The organism is Leclercia adecarboxylata, from assembly GCF_035787115.1.
Lineage (GTDB): Bacteria > Pseudomonadota > Gammaproteobacteria > Enterobacterales > Enterobacteriaceae > Enterobacter > Enterobacter adecarboxylatus_E.
Window position 1 is genome coordinate 99003 of sequence record NZ_JALKTL010000005.1, and the last position, 15686, is coordinate 114688.

Genomic DNA, 15686 nt, shown 5'->3' on the forward strand with positions numbered 1-15686 from the left:
GTTAGATGAAAGTGTCTCTCCGGTCAATATCTGGCTGGCGATTTATAAGGAGTTTACCTATGTCTCATACCATCGAGCTGACACTGGATGGCCTCTCCTGCGGCCACTGTGTCAAACGCGTTAAAGAGAGTCTGGAGCAACGCCCGGACGTGGAAAATGCAGAGGTGACCATCGACCACGCGGCCGTCACCGGCAGCGCCAGCGCCGATGCCCTGATCGACACCATCAAACAGGCCGGGTACGGTGCGGCGTTAAGCCACCCAAAGGCTGATCCGCTGACAGCGTCAACAACTCCGTCGGAAGCACTGACAGCGGCCCCCTCTGAGCTTCCGGCAGCTCACGATAGCGATGACAGCCAGCAGCTGTTGATCAATGGCATGAGCTGCGCCAGCTGCGTCACCCGCGTCCAGGATGCCCTGCAGGCGGTTCCGGGTGTGGCACAGGCACGGGTCAATCTGGCGGAACGCACTGCGCTGGTCATGGGCAGCGCCTCCGCCGCTGAGTTAGTGCAGGCCGTTGAAAAAGCCGGCTACGGTGCCGAGGCGATTGAGGATGACCTCGAACGCCGGGCGCGCCAGCAGGAGACGGCCATCGCCACCATGAAACGTTTTCGCTGGCAGGCAATCGTCGCCCTGCTGGTGGGGATCCCGGTGATGGGCTGGGGAATGCTCGGCGACAACATGATGGTCACCGACGACAACCGCACACTGTGGCTGGTAATAGGCTTCCTCACCCTTGGGGTGATGGTTTTCGCGGGCGGCCATTTTTACACCAGCGCCTGGAAAAGCCTGAAAAACCGCACCGCCACCATGGACACGCTGGTGGCGCTGGGTACCGGCGCGGCGTGGCTCTACTCGATGAGCGTCAACGTCTGGCCGCAGTGGTTCCCGATGGAAGCCCGCCACCTCTATTACGAAGCCAGCGCGATGATTATTGGTCTGATCAACCTGGGCCATATGCTGGAGGCGCGGGCACGTCAGCGCTCCTCAAAAGCGCTGGAAAGATTACTCGACCTGACGCCGCCCACCGCCCGGGTGGTAACCGACAGCGGCGAACAGAGCGTGCCGCTGGCGGACGTTGAAGCAGGCATGATCCTGCGCCTGACTACCGGGGATCGCGTGCCGGTGGACGGTGAAATTACTCAGGGCGACGCCTGGTTTGACGAAGCCATGCTTACCGGCGAACCGGTGCCGCAGCAAAAAAGTGCCGGGGAAAGCGTTCACGCCGGTACGGTAGTGCAGGATGGCAGCGTGCTGTTCCGCGCCAGCGCGGTCGGCAGCCAGACAACGCTGGCGCGCATTATCCGCATGGTGCGCCAGGCACAGAGCAGCAAGCCGGAGATCGGCAAGCTGGCGGATAAAATTTCCGCCATTTTCGTGCCGGTGGTGGTAGGTATCGCGCTGTTCAGCGCCGCGATCTGGTACGTCTTTGGCCCCGCACCGCAGATTGTCTATACCCTGGTGATCGCCACCACGGTGCTGATCATTGCCTGCCCGTGCGCCCTGGGGCTGGCCACGCCGATGTCGATTATCTCCGGCGTCGGGCGTGCCGCAGAATCGGGCGTTCTGGTGCGCGATGCCGATGCGCTGCAGCGCGCCAGCACCTTAGACACCCTGGTGTTTGATAAAACCGGGACCCTCACCGAAGGTAAACCGCAGGTGGTGGCCGTCCATACCCTGCGCGGGATGAGCGAAGCCGACGCCCTGAGTCTGGCGGGCGCACTGGAGCAGGGCTCCAGCCATCCGCTGGCCCGGGCGATTCTGGAGAAAGCGGACAGCGCTTTACCGCAGGTGAATAACTTCCGCACCCTGCGTGGGCTGGGGGTCAGCGGCGAAGTCAATAGCCAGACGCTGCTGCTGGGCAACCAGGCGCTGCTGGCGGAAAACGGCATTGATACCGGGGCGCTGGATGAACATCTGCAAAAGTATGCCTCGCAGGGGGCAACGCCGGTATTGCTGGCGGTAGACGGAGAGGCCGCGGCGCTGTTTGCCGTTCGCGATCCGCTGCGCGCAGACAGCGTAGCCGCGCTGCAACGCCTGCACCGGGAGGGCTATCGTCTGGTGATGCTGACCGGCGATAACGCCACCACCGCGCAGGCTATCGCCCGGGAAGCCGGCATTGATGAGGTGATTGCCGGCGTGCTGCCGGATGGCAAAGCGGACGCGATTATCAGACTGCAAAGTCAGGGGCGTCAGGTGGCGATGATTGGCGACGGCATCAACGACGCGCCAGCGCTGGCCCAGGCGGATGTAGGCATTGCGATGGGCGGCGGCAGCGATGTCGCCATCGAAACGGCGGCCATTACCCTGATGCGCCACAGCCTGACCGGTGTGGCCGACGCGCTTGCCATCTCGAAAGCAACATTGCGCAACATGAAGCAGAACCTGCTGGGAGCCTTTATCTATAACGCCATCGGTATTCCCATCGCCGCCGGGATCTTATGGCCGCTGACCGGCACGCTGCTGAACCCGGTAGTGGCGGGCGCCGCCATGGCCCTCTCTTCTATTACCGTGGTCAGCAACGCCAACCGCCTGTTGCGCTTTAAACCCTAAGCCCAGGCTTGCCGCAGGACACGGACGTCTTGCGCCGCTCCTTCCCACGCGCTAGCATGAATTTTTCATTCAGGGAGCGCGTATGGGTCTGTTTCAACGTCTGAAAGCATCGTTTCGCGCCCTTTTCCCCCGCCGCTATCGCTGGCCTGGTCTTGATATTTCTCTTCCTGGTGGACAGCATCTGCATCTGGTCGGCAGCATCCATATGGGCACGCGGGATATGTCTCCGCTGCCCGAAGGACTGATAACCCGGTTGCAACACGCCGATGCGCTGATCGTCGAAGCGGATATTTCCGGGGATGAGTCGCCCTTCGCCGGGCTTGCGATCCCGCCTCCGCTGGAGACACGTCTCACCCCGGCGCAGCTGGCTGAATTACAACGGGTTGCCGATGAGCTTGGGTTATCGCTTACCCAGCTTGAGAGCCAGCCGCTATGGCAAATCGCGATGGTGTTGCAGGCGACCCAGGCGCAGCGGCTGGGATTACGCGGAGATTACGGCATCGATTATCAGCTGTTGAACGCCGCGCGCGCGCAGCAGTTGCCGGTAATCGAACTGGAGGGGGCCGCCAGCCAGATTGCGCTGCTGCATCAGATGCCGAACGACGGTTTGCTGCTGCTGGAAGATACCCTGACCCACTGGCACACCAATGCCCGCCTGCTGCAAACCATGGTGAGCTGGTGGCTGGACTCGCCCCCAGCGGTGGATAAGCTGGCGCTGCCGGCCACCTTCAGCGAATCGCTGTATGACGTGCTGATGCACGAGCGCAATCAGGCGTGGTGCGAAAAGCTGCACGCGCTGCCTGCCGGGCGGTATGTGGTGGCGGTGGGGGCGTTACATCTGTACGGCGAGGGGAATCTGCCGTCGCTGCTGAGATAAAAAAGTGGCCAATATTTCTATTGGCCCGTCAAAGAGGAATTTCATCATTGTTATTATGCCGGAGGAGACCTCCGGTTCAGAGGATTGTCGCTCAAAGTGACCATCACTGCCAACACTATTGCGCAAGATGGTGCTATTTTTTAGCCTCTTTTGAGGCGTATTCTGAAGGCGTTTATTGTCCGGGCTAAGAAGGATTGCTATGACTCCCGCCGTTAAATTACTCGAAAAAAACAAAATTGCGTTTCGGATCCACAGCTACGACCACGATCCGGGTGAAACCAATTTTGGCGATGAAGTGGTGCGCAAACTGGGTCTGAATGCGGATCAGGTTTATAAAACCCTGCTGGTCGCGGTCAACGGCGATATGAAACACCTCGCCGTGGCGGTAACGCCGGTTGCCAGCCAGTTGGATCTCAAGAAGGTCGCAAAAGCGCTTGGCGCCAAAAAAGTGGATATGGCGGACCCGATGGTGGCGCAACGCACGACGGGGTACCTGGTGGGCGGAATTAGCCCGCTGGGGCAAAAGAAACGCCTGCCGACGCTGATTGATGCGCCCTCGCAGGGGTTTGAAACAATCTATATTTCCGGCGGCAAGCGCGGGCTGGATATCGAACTGGCGGCGGGCGATCTGGCGAAAATGCTGGATGCGCAGTTTGCGGATATTGCGCGTCGGGATTAAGACATTGCCCGGTGACGGCTGTGCGGCCTGGTGCCCTCACCCCGTCCCTCTCCCACCGGGAGAGGGCGCAAACATTAAAAACGGTAACGGACGTTACCGTTTTGCTTTTACCTCGAAGCGCCTCCGGCACTGACGGCGCTTACTGCCAGCTCACCTCACCCTGCGGTTCATAGGCATTCACATCCAGCGGTGAGTTCTGCTGGATATACTGCTTCAGCACCTCGGCATCGATAAAGCCGGTATTTACATAGCCCGGTTTATTATCGATATGCGGATAGCCATCGCCCCCGGTGGCGTTGAAGCTCAACGTCGCCATACGGTAGGTTTTCGCCGGATCAACCGGTTCGCCCTTGATCTTCAGGTCGTTGAGCACCCCGTCCTTCGCCACAAAGCTCACGTTGGCAAACTGCGGGTAGGCCCCGGAATCCGGTTTCATCTGCGCCACCGCGGTCAGGTAGTCGGTCACCTCTTTGCCGCTCATATCGACATACACCAGCACGTTGCCGAACGGCTGCACTTTAAGCACGTCTTTATAGGTGATATCCCCGCCTTCAATGGAGTCGCGGATCCCGCCGCCGCTCATAACCGCAAAATCGGCGTTGGTGCGCGCCATCTGTGCGGCCAGCACCAGGTGGCCCATATTGGTCTGCACGAAGCGTACCTTGCTGCGATCGCCTTCCAGGCGGCCGTTGAGCGTGCCGATCTTCACTTCCAGCTGCGCTTTACCTTTATTCTGGAAAGGGGTCAGCAGAGAGAGCATCTGTGGGTTTTCCGCAATCTCTGGCGTATAGAGAACGCGCTCGCTCTGGCCGTTGTCGTAGGTCACCTTCTTCTTCAGGTTGACCGGGATCAGCTGATAGTGCACCAGCTTCATCTCGCCGTTACGGAATTCAAAATCGGCGCGGCCCACGTATTTGCCCCACTCATGCGCCTGCACAATCCAGATCCCGTTCTGCTTGTCGGGCGCGCACGGCGTGCCCGGCACATAGTCCACCTGCTTTTTATTTTCAGCAGCCATGCAGACCGGATCCTGAGAGTGGCCGCCCACAATCATCGCCAGCGACCCTGCCGGCAGGCTGCGCGCCATCTCGACATCCCCCGGCGCGTTCGAGCCGTGCTCGCCGTTATCGTAATGCCCCATATGGGTGGTGGCGATGATCACGTCCGGTTTTTCGTTCTGCTGTAGCTCCTGGATCACCAGCTTCGCTTCGTCGGCCGGCTTACGGAATTCGATATCGGTAAAATATTCCGGGTTGCCAATTTTTGCCGTGTCATCGGTGGTTAGCCCCACCACCGCAATTTTAATATCCTGGCGTTTAAAAATGGCCCAGGGCTTAAATAAGCGCTCCCCGGTACTTTTCTGGTAAATATTGGCGGAGAGGAACGGAAATTTTGCCCACTTCTCCTGCTGGCGTAATACTTCGATGGGATTATCAAACTCATGGTTGCCCACGGCCATCGCATCGTAGCCAATCAGGTTCATGCCGCGAAAATCGGGTTCTGCATCCTGTAAATCAGACTCCGGCACGCCGGTATTAATGTCGCCGCCCGAGAGCAACAGCACGCTGCCGCCCTTTGCCGCCACCTCTTTACGGATCCCGTCCACCAGCGTTTTTTGCGCCGAAAGACCATATTCGCCGTATTCGCTGCGCCAGAAGTGGCCGTGATGATCGTTGGTATGCAGGATGGTGATGTTATAGGTTTTATCCTGTTCCCAGGCCTGAGCTGGCAGGCTGAGCAGTCCGCACGCTGCTATTATTGCCAGCGCGACGCCTCGCTTCATTAACTTCATTTCTTCACTCCCTGATGCATAGACAAACGCAAAAATTACAATGAGTAATCAGAATAGACAAATATGTTTTCAGAATTGCGACTTTCCTCAAATGTCAGAGGCAGGTATGTTAGTCGGATAATAATTACTCCCTGCACTTCTAATAACAATCGACGTGGTATTTATGGCAATCAGTGAAACTACTCCTCCGGTGTCGGCGGCTAAGGCCCGCACCTCATTTGGTATTCTCGGTGCAATCAGTCTTTCGCATCTGCTTAACGATATGATCCAGTCGCTTATTCTGGCGATCTACCCGTTACTGCAGTCCGAGTTTTCTCTTACCTTCGTTCAGATCGGCATGATCACGCTTACCTTCCAGCTGGCGTCCTCGCTGCTGCAACCGGTGGTCGGCTACTGGACGGATAAATATCCAATGCCGTGGTCTCTTCCCATCGGCATGTGCTTTACCCTGAGCGGCCTGATTCTGCTGGCGATGGCGGGAAGCTTTGAGGGCGTGCTGGTGGCTGCCGCTCTGGTGGGCACGGGCTCGTCGGTCTTTCACCCGGAATCTTCCCGTGTGGCGCGAATGGCGTCCGGCGGCCGTCACGGTCTGGCGCAATCCTTGTTCCAGGTGGGCGGTAACTTTGGCAGCTCCCTCGGCCCGCTGCTGGCGGCGGTGATTATTGCCCCGTATGGCAAAGGGAACGTGGCCTGGTTTGTACTGGCTGCGCTGCTGGCCATTGTGGTGCTGGCGCAAATCAGCCGCTGGTACGCCGCTCAGCATCGGGTCAATAAAGGCAAACCACAAGCGCCGGTTATCAACCCTCTGCCGCGTAACAAGGTTATTCTGGCGGTCGGCATCCTGCTGATGCTGATTTTCTCCAAATATTTTTATATGGCGAGCATCAGTAGCTATTACACCTTTTACCTGATGGAAAAATTCGGATTATCGGTACAAAACGCCCAGTTTCATCTGTTCGCCTTCCTGTTTGCCGTTGCCGCCGGAACCTTTATTGGTGGGCCGCTGGGCGACAAAATTGGGCGTAAATATGTGATTTGGGGCTCTATCCTTGGCGTTGCGCCCTTCACGCTTATTTTGCCCTATGCAACGCTGTGGTGGACCGGTATTTTAACCGTGATCATTGGATTTATCCTTGCGTCCGCTTTTTCTGCCATTCTGGTTTATGCCCAGGAGCTGCTTCCGGGGCGTATCGGCATGGTTTCCGGGCTATTTTTTGGTTTTGCCTTTGGGATGGGCGGCCTTGGCGCGGCGGTATTAGGGCTGATTGCAGACCATACCAGCATCTTCCTGGTCTACAAAATCTGCGCTTTCCTGCCACTTCTTGGGATGTTGACTATATTTCTGCCTGATAACCGGCATAAAGCCTGATTTATTAGCGGCTAAACTCCATGTTTAGCCGCCTCCTTCCCTTCTCCCATCAGCCTTTCTTCGCATCACCTCAGATAAATGGTCCGGATGGGCTTTCGTTTAAGCCTTATTGCTGTTTTTATCAAAATTCAATAATTATTCATAAACATAATCATTAATTTTGTCATAAACTATTACACGGCTTTTTGGTTTCCGGACCAAAAATGGAGTCACATAGCAACGAAAGGAGACGGAATGCACCACGCCACACCGCTTATTACCACCATTGTTGGTGGACTTGTACTCGCTTTTATACTCGGCATGATTGCCAACAAACTGCGCATTTCCCCCCTGGTGGGCTATCTGTTAGCGGGCGTGTTAGCCGGTCCGTTTACCCCTGGTTTTGTTGCTGATACTAAACTTGCCCCGGAGCTGGCGGAGCTTGGCGTGATCCTGCTGATGTTCGGTGTGGGACTGCATTTCTCGCTGAAGGATTTGATGGCGGTAAAGTCCATCGCCATTCCCGGCGCGATCGCCCAGATAGCCGTGGCGACGTTGCTGGGTATGGCGCTTTCAGCGATGCTGGGCTGGCCGCTGATGACCGGCATTGTGTTTGGTCTGTGTCTCTCCACCGCCAGTACCGTGGTGCTGCTGCGCGCGCTTGAAGAGAGACAGCTGATTGACAGCCAGCGGGGGCAGATCGCCATCGGCTGGCTGATTGTTGAAGATCTGGTGATGGTCTTAACCCTGGTGTTGCTGCCAGCAGTCGCCGGAATGCTCGAGAAAGACAACGTCGGTTTAGCCTCGCTGGCGCTGGATATGAGTATCACCATTGGTAAAGTGGTGGCGTTTATCGCCATTATGATGCTGGTGGGTCGCCGCCTGGTGCCGTGGATCCTCTCCCGCAGCGCGTCTACCGGCTCGCGTGAGCTGTTCACCCTCTCGGTGCTGGCTCTGGCGCTGGGCATTGCCTTTGGCGCCGTGGAGCTGTTCGATGTCTCCTTCGCGCTGGGCGCTTTCTTTGCCGGGATGGTGCTGAACGAATCGGAGCTAAGCCACCGTGCGGCCCACGATACCCTTCCCCTGCGCGACGCGTTTGCCGTCCTGTTTTTCGTCTCGGTGGGGATGCTGTTCAACCCGATGATTCTGGTTGAGCAACCGCTGGCGGTACTTGGCACCCTGGCAATCATTATCTTTGGTAAGTCGGTCGCCGCGTTCTTCCTGGTGCGCATGTTCGGCCATTCGCCGCGTACCGCGCTGACCATCGCTGCCAGCCTCGCGCAGATTGGTGAGTTTGCGTTTATCCTTGCCGGACTGGGCATGGCGCTGGATCTGCTGCCGCAGGCCGGGCAAAACCTGGTGCTGGCGGGGGCGATCCTCTCCATTATGCTGAACCCGGTGCTGTTTGCGCTGCTGGAAAAATACCTCGAGAAAACCGAAACCCTCGAAGAACAGACCCTGGAAGAGGCGACGGAAGAAGAGAAGCAGATTCCGGTGGATATCTGCAACCACGCGCTGCTGGTGGGCTTTGGTCGTGTCGGCAGCCTGCTGGGTGAAAAACTGATGGCCCAGGGCATTCCGCTGGTGGTGATCGAAACCTCCCGTACCCGCGTGGATGAGCTGCGTGAACGCGGGATCCGTGCGGTACTGGGGAATGCAGCTAACGAAGAGATCATGCAGCTGGCGCATCTGGACTGCGCGCGCTGGCTGCTGCTGACCATTCCCAACGGTTACGAGGCCGGGGAGATTGTGATCTCCGCCCGCGAAAAATACCCGCACCTGGAGATTATTGCCCGGGCGCATTACGACGACGAAGTGGAATACATTCTGGCGCGCGGCGCTAATCAGGTAGTGATGGGCGAGCGCGAAATTGCCAATACCATGCTCTCGCTGCTGGAGAAACCCCCGGTTGAAGCGGCGGTGCCGGGGTAGTTGGTGCGGTCTGAGCCCCTCACCCCGGCCCTCTCCCCACAGGGGAGAGGGGGGTCACGTTCCCTCTCCCCTATGGGGAGAGGGTTAGGGTGAGGGGTTTTCTTTTACCGATCCCAGTAGGACTCTTCCAGGCTATCCTCCCGCTCCGGCAGGCCGCGCGTTAAGCGCGGTGAGTGCTGGTTCAGCACCTGATAGCTCACGCGGTTCGCGTACTTACACACCTGAGCCAGCGACGAGTAGGTCAGCCAGTTAAACTTGTGTTTGCTGGAGTTGGGCACGTTGGTGCGGTGGAAGGCGTTGGCGGTGATATCGTGCAGCAGCGCCGCCAGCGCGCCGTCGCCAGCACCGTTGGTGTTCATGATCTTCTCCGGGCCGCCCATGTACGGGGCGATATGGGAGAAGATACGCAGCGGATTCACGCAGTCTTTATGCCGCATGGCGCGGCTAAACTCAAACTGGTTGAACTCGGCAATCGCCCCCGGCAACAGTGGATGCTGGGTCTTGCGTTTTGCCTCTTCTTCGGTAAAGCCGGCCATATACAACCCTACCGGCCCGGCGGTGCAGAGCACCAGATCGACCCAGTCCAGCGCCTTATCGGATGCCAGCAGCGGATCGCTCTCTCCGGTCAGGGCTTCGGCCTCTTCTTCGTTCATCGCCAGAATAGAAACGTGCTCTTTCAGGAACGCCTGCCACCACTCGGGGTTATCGGCGATAACAAATTTGGTGCCGAGGGTCAGCACTACCGGCACGTTGTATTTCTTCGCGTACTCCACCGCCTTCATGGTCGCTTCCGGCATCGGCTCGCCCGGCTTGCAGCGCACCAGATAAGAGGTCAGTACCAGTGCTGACGCCCCGGCAATCACCGCTTCAGGGATGCTCTCTGCCCGCAGCTTGTTCATGTGCCCCGGGCTGATGGCGAAGGTACGCTCGCCGGATTCACCGATCAACGTGAAGCAGCGGCCAATCGCCCCATCCACGCCCTGAAGGTAGTTCAGATCGGTACGGCTGGAGGTATTGCAGAGATAGCGGTAGGCGTAACTGCCAATTTCGATGTTGCTGCACATCACCCCCAGCAGCACCGAGCGGTCGTCCGCCAGCACGGAGTAGTTGTGCATGGTATTGCCGATGGTGCCGCCGGCAAACTGGTGGGTAATCAGGTTGTCACGCACCAGCTCCTGATACAGCGCTTCCGCCACATCGTCCTCAATCACCAGAGAGTGCCCGGCGCTCAGGCCGTAACGGGTGACAAACGCATCGTCCACTTTTGCTTCAATATCCACCAGCGTCTGATCGATACCCACCACCCAGGCGGCGTTGGTCTCATTTTCCGGCTGAATTTGCTGGAGCAGCGGATCGCGGGCGTTAACGGGAAAGTAGTGTTTGGATTTACGTTTACCGGGAAATTTCATGTTCTGGCGCTACGAGTGACGGATGGGCCGGGAATGGTAGCACAAACCCGGCGCAGAGTGCGATCAGCGGCTGTGGGTGACGAGCGACGCCATCATCTCGATGTGCTCAGGATTGTCGTTAAGCGCCGGAATATACTCGTACTTCGTTCCGCCCGCTTCGAGGAAAAACTCCCGGTTTTGCACCGCGATCTCCTCCAGGGTTTCCAGACAGTCCGACGCAAAGCCTGGCGACATCACCTGAATATGCTTAATCCCCTTCTCGCCCAGCATTTTGAGGGTTTCATCGGTATAAGGGGTCAGCCAGGGCTCGCGGCCAAAGCGCGACTGGAAGGTCATCATCACTTTCTCCGGCGGCAGACCGAGGGCGGAGACCAGCTCACGCGTCGTGTCACGACAGCGCTGCGGATAGTCGTCCCCTTCATCGGCGAATCGCTGCGGAATACCGTGATAAGAGAGCAGCAGCAGATCCGGCTCGCCGTGTTTCTCAAACGACGCGCGGGCGCTGCTGGCAAGGGCTTGAATGTAGAGGTCGTTATCTGCATAGTCGCGAATAAAGGTCACGCCAGGAATGCGACGGCGGGTTGCCAGAATGCGCGCCAGCTCATCCCAGACCGCGGCCACGGTGGAGCAGGAATATTGCGGATAGAGCGTCAGCACCACAATGTGGTCAACGCCCTGCGCCAGCAGGTCATCGACGGCACTTTTCAGGGAAGGTTTCCCGTAGCTCATGCCCAGCGCTACCGGCATATCCGGCAGTCGGGCGGCCAGCGCCTTCTCCTGGCGACGACTGTAGACCATCAGCGGCGAGCCTTCTTCCATCCAGACGGACTGGTAGAGCTTTGCCACCCGTGGTGAACGGATCGGTAAAATTACACCGCGCAGTAACGGCCACCACAGCAGGCGTGGGGTATCCACAACGCGCGTATCGCTCAGAAACTGGCGCAGATAACGCTTTACCGCTGCGGGTGTTGGGGCTTCGGGGGTACCTAAATTGGCAAGCAGGATGCCGGTTTTCGCCTGACTCATTCACGCCTCATAACCATTTAACTGGCTGATAAGTGTATCTGAAAAGCGCGTAAACGGAACCAATTGCAGTGAAAGGTGAGAATATTTCTCACCCGGAGGCCCGGGTGAGAACCACTTCATTCTTCAGGCTGCCTCTTTGTTGGCTGCGCACTTTCACCCCAGTCACATAGTGATCTATGTTCCTGGGGATTCGCGTGCTTGCCGCCGCGATGCAACCCGAATGATTTAGTGGTGGCGCGATTAGCCGAGGATGTTTTCCAGCTCTGCACGCACGTCAGCAACGGCTTTGGTGCCGTCAACTTTAGCGTATTTGGTGTTACCCGCCTGCGCTTCTTTAGAGTAGTAGCCGATCAGCGGCGCGGTCATCTGATGGTATTCCACCAGGCGCTTACGCACGGTCTCTTCCTGATCGTCTTTACGGGTGGTCAGTTCTTCGCCGGTCACGTCGTCTTTGCCTTCCACCTGCGGTGGATTGAACTTAACGTGGTAAACGCGGCCGGAAGCAGCGTGTACACGACGACCGATGATACGATCAACGATCAGTTCGTCCGGTACGTCGAACTCCAGCACGTAGTCCACGTTGATGCCCGCTTCTTTCATGGCATCAGCCTGAGGAATGGTACGTGGGAAACCGTCCAGCAGGAAACCGTTACGGCAATCTTCCTGAGAAATGCGTTCTTTAACCAGAGCGATAACCAGCTCGTCGGTCACCAGCTTGCCGGCGTCCATAATGTCTTTCGCCTGTTTACCCAGCTCGGAGCCAGATTTAACAGCGGCACGCAGCATGTCACCGGTAGAGATTTGCGGAATACCGTATTTCTCCATGATGAACTGAGCCTGAGTTCCTTTACCCGCGCCCGGAGCGCCAAGCAGAATAATACGCATTGCGAAAATCCCCTCACATGTCGATTCAATTTTTCAAAAAGCGCTAAACAATACCACCAGAAAGGGTATCGCTCAAGGAAGGCGGGAAGGCTGAAACGGTTAATGAGGGGAATTTATTAGAGGGTGCGCTTGATGACCCTCACCCGGCCCTTCCCCTGAAAGGGAGAGGGGGGGATAATTCCCTCTCCCCTTTGGGGAGAGGGTCAGGGTGAGGGGTAAAGTTTTATTACGCCAGCAGCAATGCATTCACGCGCTTGATGAACTGGTTTGGATCTTCCAGCGTGCCGCGTTCGGCCAGCAGGGATTGATCCAGCAGCAGTTCAACCCACTCGGCGAAGCGAGCTTCGTCCTGAGTCTCGGCTGCGCGTTTCACCAGGGCGTGATCCGGGTTCAGCTCAAAGATGTATTTCACGTCCGGTACGCTCTGGCCCGCAGCGGCGAACAGCTTCGCCATCTGGGTACTCATCTCATCGGCATCGGTGGTGACGATAGCCGGGGTATCGGTGAGACGGTGAGTGAAACGCACCTCTTTCACGCGATCGCCCAGATGGGTTTTCACGCGCTCAACAAACGGCTCCAGCGCTTTTTCCGCCTCTTTCGCGGTGTCGTCTACCTCGTCCGCCAGCTTGTCGATGGACTCATCGGCTTTGGCAACGGACTGGAAGGCTTTACCGCTGAACTCGGTCAGGTAGTTCATCATCCACTCATCGATGCGATCGGAAAGCAGCAGCACTTCGATGCCTTTCTTACGCAGCAGCTCCAGATGCGGGCTGCTCTTCGCCGCGGCATAGCTGTCGGCGGTGATGTAGTAGATTTTCTCCTGCCCTTCTTTCATGCGGGAGATGTACTCCTCCAGCGACACGTTCTGCTCGGAAGAGTCGGTATGCGTGGAGGCGAAGCGCAGCAGTTTAGCAATGGCTTCGACGTTGGCGGTATCTTCCGCCGGGCCCTCTTTCAGCACCAGGCCGAACTGTTTCCAGAAGGTCTGGTATTTTTCCGCGTCGTCTTTCGCCAGCTTATCCAGCATCTGCAGCGCACGCTTGCTCAGCGCGGTACGCAAATTGCGGGTTACAGTGCTGTCCTGCAGGATCTCACGGGAGACGTTCAGCGGCAGATCGTTAGAATCAATCAGGCCACGCACAAAGCGCAGGTAGTTCGGCATGAACTGCTCGGCTTCATCCATGATGAACACGCGCTGCACGTACAGCTTCAGGCCGTGCTTGTGATCGCGATTCCACATATCCCACGGCGCCTGCGCCGGGATGTACAGCAGGCTGGTGTACTCCTGCTTCCCTTCCACGCGGTTGTGGCTCCAGGTCAGTGGATCGGTAAAGTCGTGGGCGATATGTTTGTAGAACTCGTTGTACTCTTCGTCTTTGATTTCAGACTTGTTGCGCGTCCACAGCGCCTGCGCCTTGTTGATCTTCTCCCAGGAGATAACGGTTTCGCCGTCCTGCTCTTCCTGTTTTTCGATCTCGACCGGCAGGGCGATATGGTCGGAATATTTGCTGATGATGGAGCGTACGCGCCAGTCGTTGAGGAAATCGTCTTCCCCTTCGCGCAGGTGCAGGGTGATTTCGGTGCCGCGATCGGCTTTGGTGATGTCGGCAACGGTGTATTCACCCTCGCCGTGGGATTCCCAGAACACGCCGCTTTCGGCGCTTTCGCCTGCCGCACGGGTGCGGACGGTAACTTTATCGGCCACGATGAAGGCGGAGTAGAAACCGACGCCGAACTGTCCAATCAGCTGGCTGTCTTTGGCCTGATCGGAACCCATCGACTGCAGGAAGGCTTTAGTACCCGATTTAGCAATAGTACCGAGATGGTCAATAGCTTCATCACGGGTCATACCGATCCCGTTGTCCGCGATGGTCAGGGTGCGGTTCTCTTTATCAAACGAGACGCGCACGCGCAGCTCGCCGTCACCTTCATACAGCTCTGGCTTCGAGAGCGCGCGAAAGCGCAGCTTGTCTGCCGCATCAGAGGCGTTAGAGATAAGCTCGCGCAGGAAAATTTCTTTATTGGAATAAAGAGAATGGATCATCAGGTGCAGAAGTTGTTTTACCTCTGACTGGAAACCACGGGTTTCTTGTCCTTTCATACTAAGTCGACCTCAACAATGCCATTTAATGGGGTTTAAAAGCGTTGAGGGAGAGATGGGGCCAGGGGGGAAATTTTTCAAGCGGAGGCCACGCCTGCAGCCTCCGTTTGGTCAGAAAATAATCTTGTGACGACCAGCAAGAGAGTGTGACAGCGTGGTGCCATCGACCATCTCCAGCTCACCGCCAACCGGAACACCGTGGGCGATACGACTGGCTTCCACGCCCGACTCGGCGCACAGCTCAGCGATATAGTTAGCTGTCGCCTCCCCTTCCACCGTTGGGTTGGTGGCGAGGATCACCTCGTTGATCGTTTCCGATTTCAGGCGCTGCTCCAGCCGATCCAGACCGATATCATCCGGACCAATACCGTCCAGCGGTGAAAGGTGGCCCATCAGCACAAAGTAGCGGCCAGAAAATTGCCCGGTCTGTTCGATGGCATAGATGTCCGCCGGACTCTCCACCACGCAGATCTGACCATTTTCCTGACGGCGCGGGTTGGCGCAAATGTTACACACGTCCTGCTCGGTAAAGGTGCGGCAGTCGGCACAGTGGCCGATTTCTGACATGGCGCGGGTCAGGGCCTGCGCCAGGCGCATTCCGCCGCTGCGATCGCGTTGCAGCAGGGTAAACGCCATGCGCTGCGCCGACTTCGGGCCCACGCCCGGCAGGCAGCGTAGCGCTTCCATTAACTGCGTAAGCAGCGGACTGGTTTGCATCAGAACGGCATCTTAAAGCCCGGTGGCAGCTGCATTCCGGAGGATACAGAGGCCATTTTTTCTTTCTGCGTTTCGTCGATACGGCGCGCAGCATCGTTAAATGCAGCGGCAACCAGATCTTCCAGCATCTCTTTGTCGTCTTCGAGCAGGCTTGGGTCGATCTCAACGCGACGGCAGTTATGTGCGCCGTTAATGGTCACTTTGACCAGACCTGCGCCAGATTCGCCAGTGACTTCCATCTGCGCGATCTCTTCCTGCATTTTCTGCATTTTTTCCTGCATCTGCTGGGCCTGCTTCATCAGACCACCCAGACCGCCTTTACCACCAAACATAGGCTTCTCTCTTCTTTCACGTTAAAGATAACAACC

At 57.5% G+C, this 15686-nt stretch carries 12 protein-coding genes; 5 read left to right on the forward strand and 7 right to left on the reverse strand.

The features are described 5' to 3' along the window. Positions 1 to 59: 59 nt before the first annotated feature. The 3 genes from copA (at position 60) to ybaK (ending at position 4108) form a co-directional block, all read left to right on the forward strand. Positions 60 to 2552 (forward strand): copper-exporting P-type ATPase CopA, encoded by a 2493-nt coding sequence (copA, locus tag MXM41_RS16305; RefSeq protein WP_325933097.1) that lies wholly within the window; start codon positions 60 to 62, stop codon positions 2550 to 2552. An 82-nt stretch (positions 2553 to 2634) separates the two neighbouring features. Further along, the gene (locus MXM41_RS16310) at positions 2635 to 3429 is read left to right on the forward strand and encodes a TraB/GumN family protein (protein WP_325933098.1); all 795 of its coding nucleotides are present in this window, start codon (positions 2635 to 2637) and stop codon (positions 3427 to 3429) included. A 199-nt stretch (positions 3430 to 3628) separates the two neighbouring features. Then, complete coding sequence (ybaK, locus tag MXM41_RS16315) at positions 3629 to 4108, forward strand: Cys-tRNA(Pro)/Cys-tRNA(Cys) deacylase YbaK (RefSeq protein ID WP_325933099.1); 480 nt, start codon at positions 3629 to 3631, stop codon at positions 4106 to 4108. Between the two features lie 139 nt (positions 4109 to 4247). On the opposite strand, the gene ushA is transcribed toward ybaK, so the two are convergent. Then, positions 4248 to 5900: a bifunctional UDP-sugar hydrolase/5'-nucleotidase UshA gene (ushA, locus tag MXM41_RS16320; protein WP_325933100.1), complete on the reverse strand. Its 1653-nt coding sequence runs from the start codon at positions 5898 to 5900 to the stop codon at positions 4248 to 4250. Positions 5901 to 6063: 163 nt separating this feature from the next. Here ushA and MXM41_RS16325 point away from each other — a divergent pair, with 163 nt between their 5' ends. Next, positions 6064 to 7269 carry an MFS transporter gene (locus tag MXM41_RS16325; protein ID WP_325933101.1) on the forward strand — a complete coding sequence of 402 codons (1206 nt, stop codon included), beginning with the start codon at positions 6064 to 6066 and terminating at the stop codon, positions 7267 to 7269. 234 nt (positions 7270 to 7503) lie between these two features. After that, a complete protein-coding gene (ybaL, locus tag MXM41_RS16330) occupies positions 7504 to 9180 on the forward strand; it encodes a YbaL family putative K(+) efflux transporter (RefSeq protein WP_325933103.1) in 1677 nt (558 codons plus the stop codon). Between the two features lie 104 nt (positions 9181 to 9284). Here the strand turns inward: ybaL and MXM41_RS16335 are convergent, their stop codons facing one another. The 6 genes from MXM41_RS16335 to MXM41_RS16360 form a co-directional block, all read right to left on the reverse strand. After that, on the reverse strand, positions 9285 to 10589 hold the full coding sequence (locus MXM41_RS16335; RefSeq protein ID WP_325933104.1) for an inosine/guanosine kinase: 1305 nt from the start codon (positions 10587 to 10589) through the stop codon (positions 9285 to 9287). A 63-nt stretch (positions 10590 to 10652) separates the two neighbouring features. Next, a complete protein-coding gene (hemH, locus tag MXM41_RS16340) occupies positions 10653 to 11615 on the reverse strand; it encodes a ferrochelatase (RefSeq protein ID WP_325933106.1) in 963 nt (320 codons plus the stop codon). Positions 11616 to 11855: 240 nt separating this feature from the next. After that, entirely contained in the window at positions 11856 to 12500 is a 645-nt protein-coding gene (gene adk, locus MXM41_RS16345) for an adenylate kinase (protein ID WP_325933108.1), read from the reverse strand. A gap of 226 nt (positions 12501 to 12726) precedes the next feature. Further along, the gene (htpG, locus tag MXM41_RS16350; protein WP_325933109.1) at positions 12727 to 14601 is read right to left on the reverse strand and encodes a molecular chaperone HtpG; all 1875 of its coding nucleotides are present in this window, start codon (positions 14599 to 14601) and stop codon (positions 12727 to 12729) included. Positions 14602 to 14712: 111 nt separating this feature from the next. Continuing rightward, the gene (gene recR, locus MXM41_RS16355) at positions 14713 to 15318 is read right to left on the reverse strand and encodes a recombination mediator RecR (RefSeq protein ID WP_325933110.1); all 606 of its coding nucleotides are present in this window, start codon (positions 15316 to 15318) and stop codon (positions 14713 to 14715) included. Beyond that, entirely contained in the window at positions 15318 to 15650 is a 333-nt protein-coding gene (locus MXM41_RS16360) for a YbaB/EbfC family nucleoid-associated protein (RefSeq protein WP_014882811.1), read from the reverse strand. The genes recR and MXM41_RS16360 overlap by 1 nt, the downstream gene beginning before the upstream one ends. Positions 15651 to 15686: the final 36 nt, after the last annotated feature.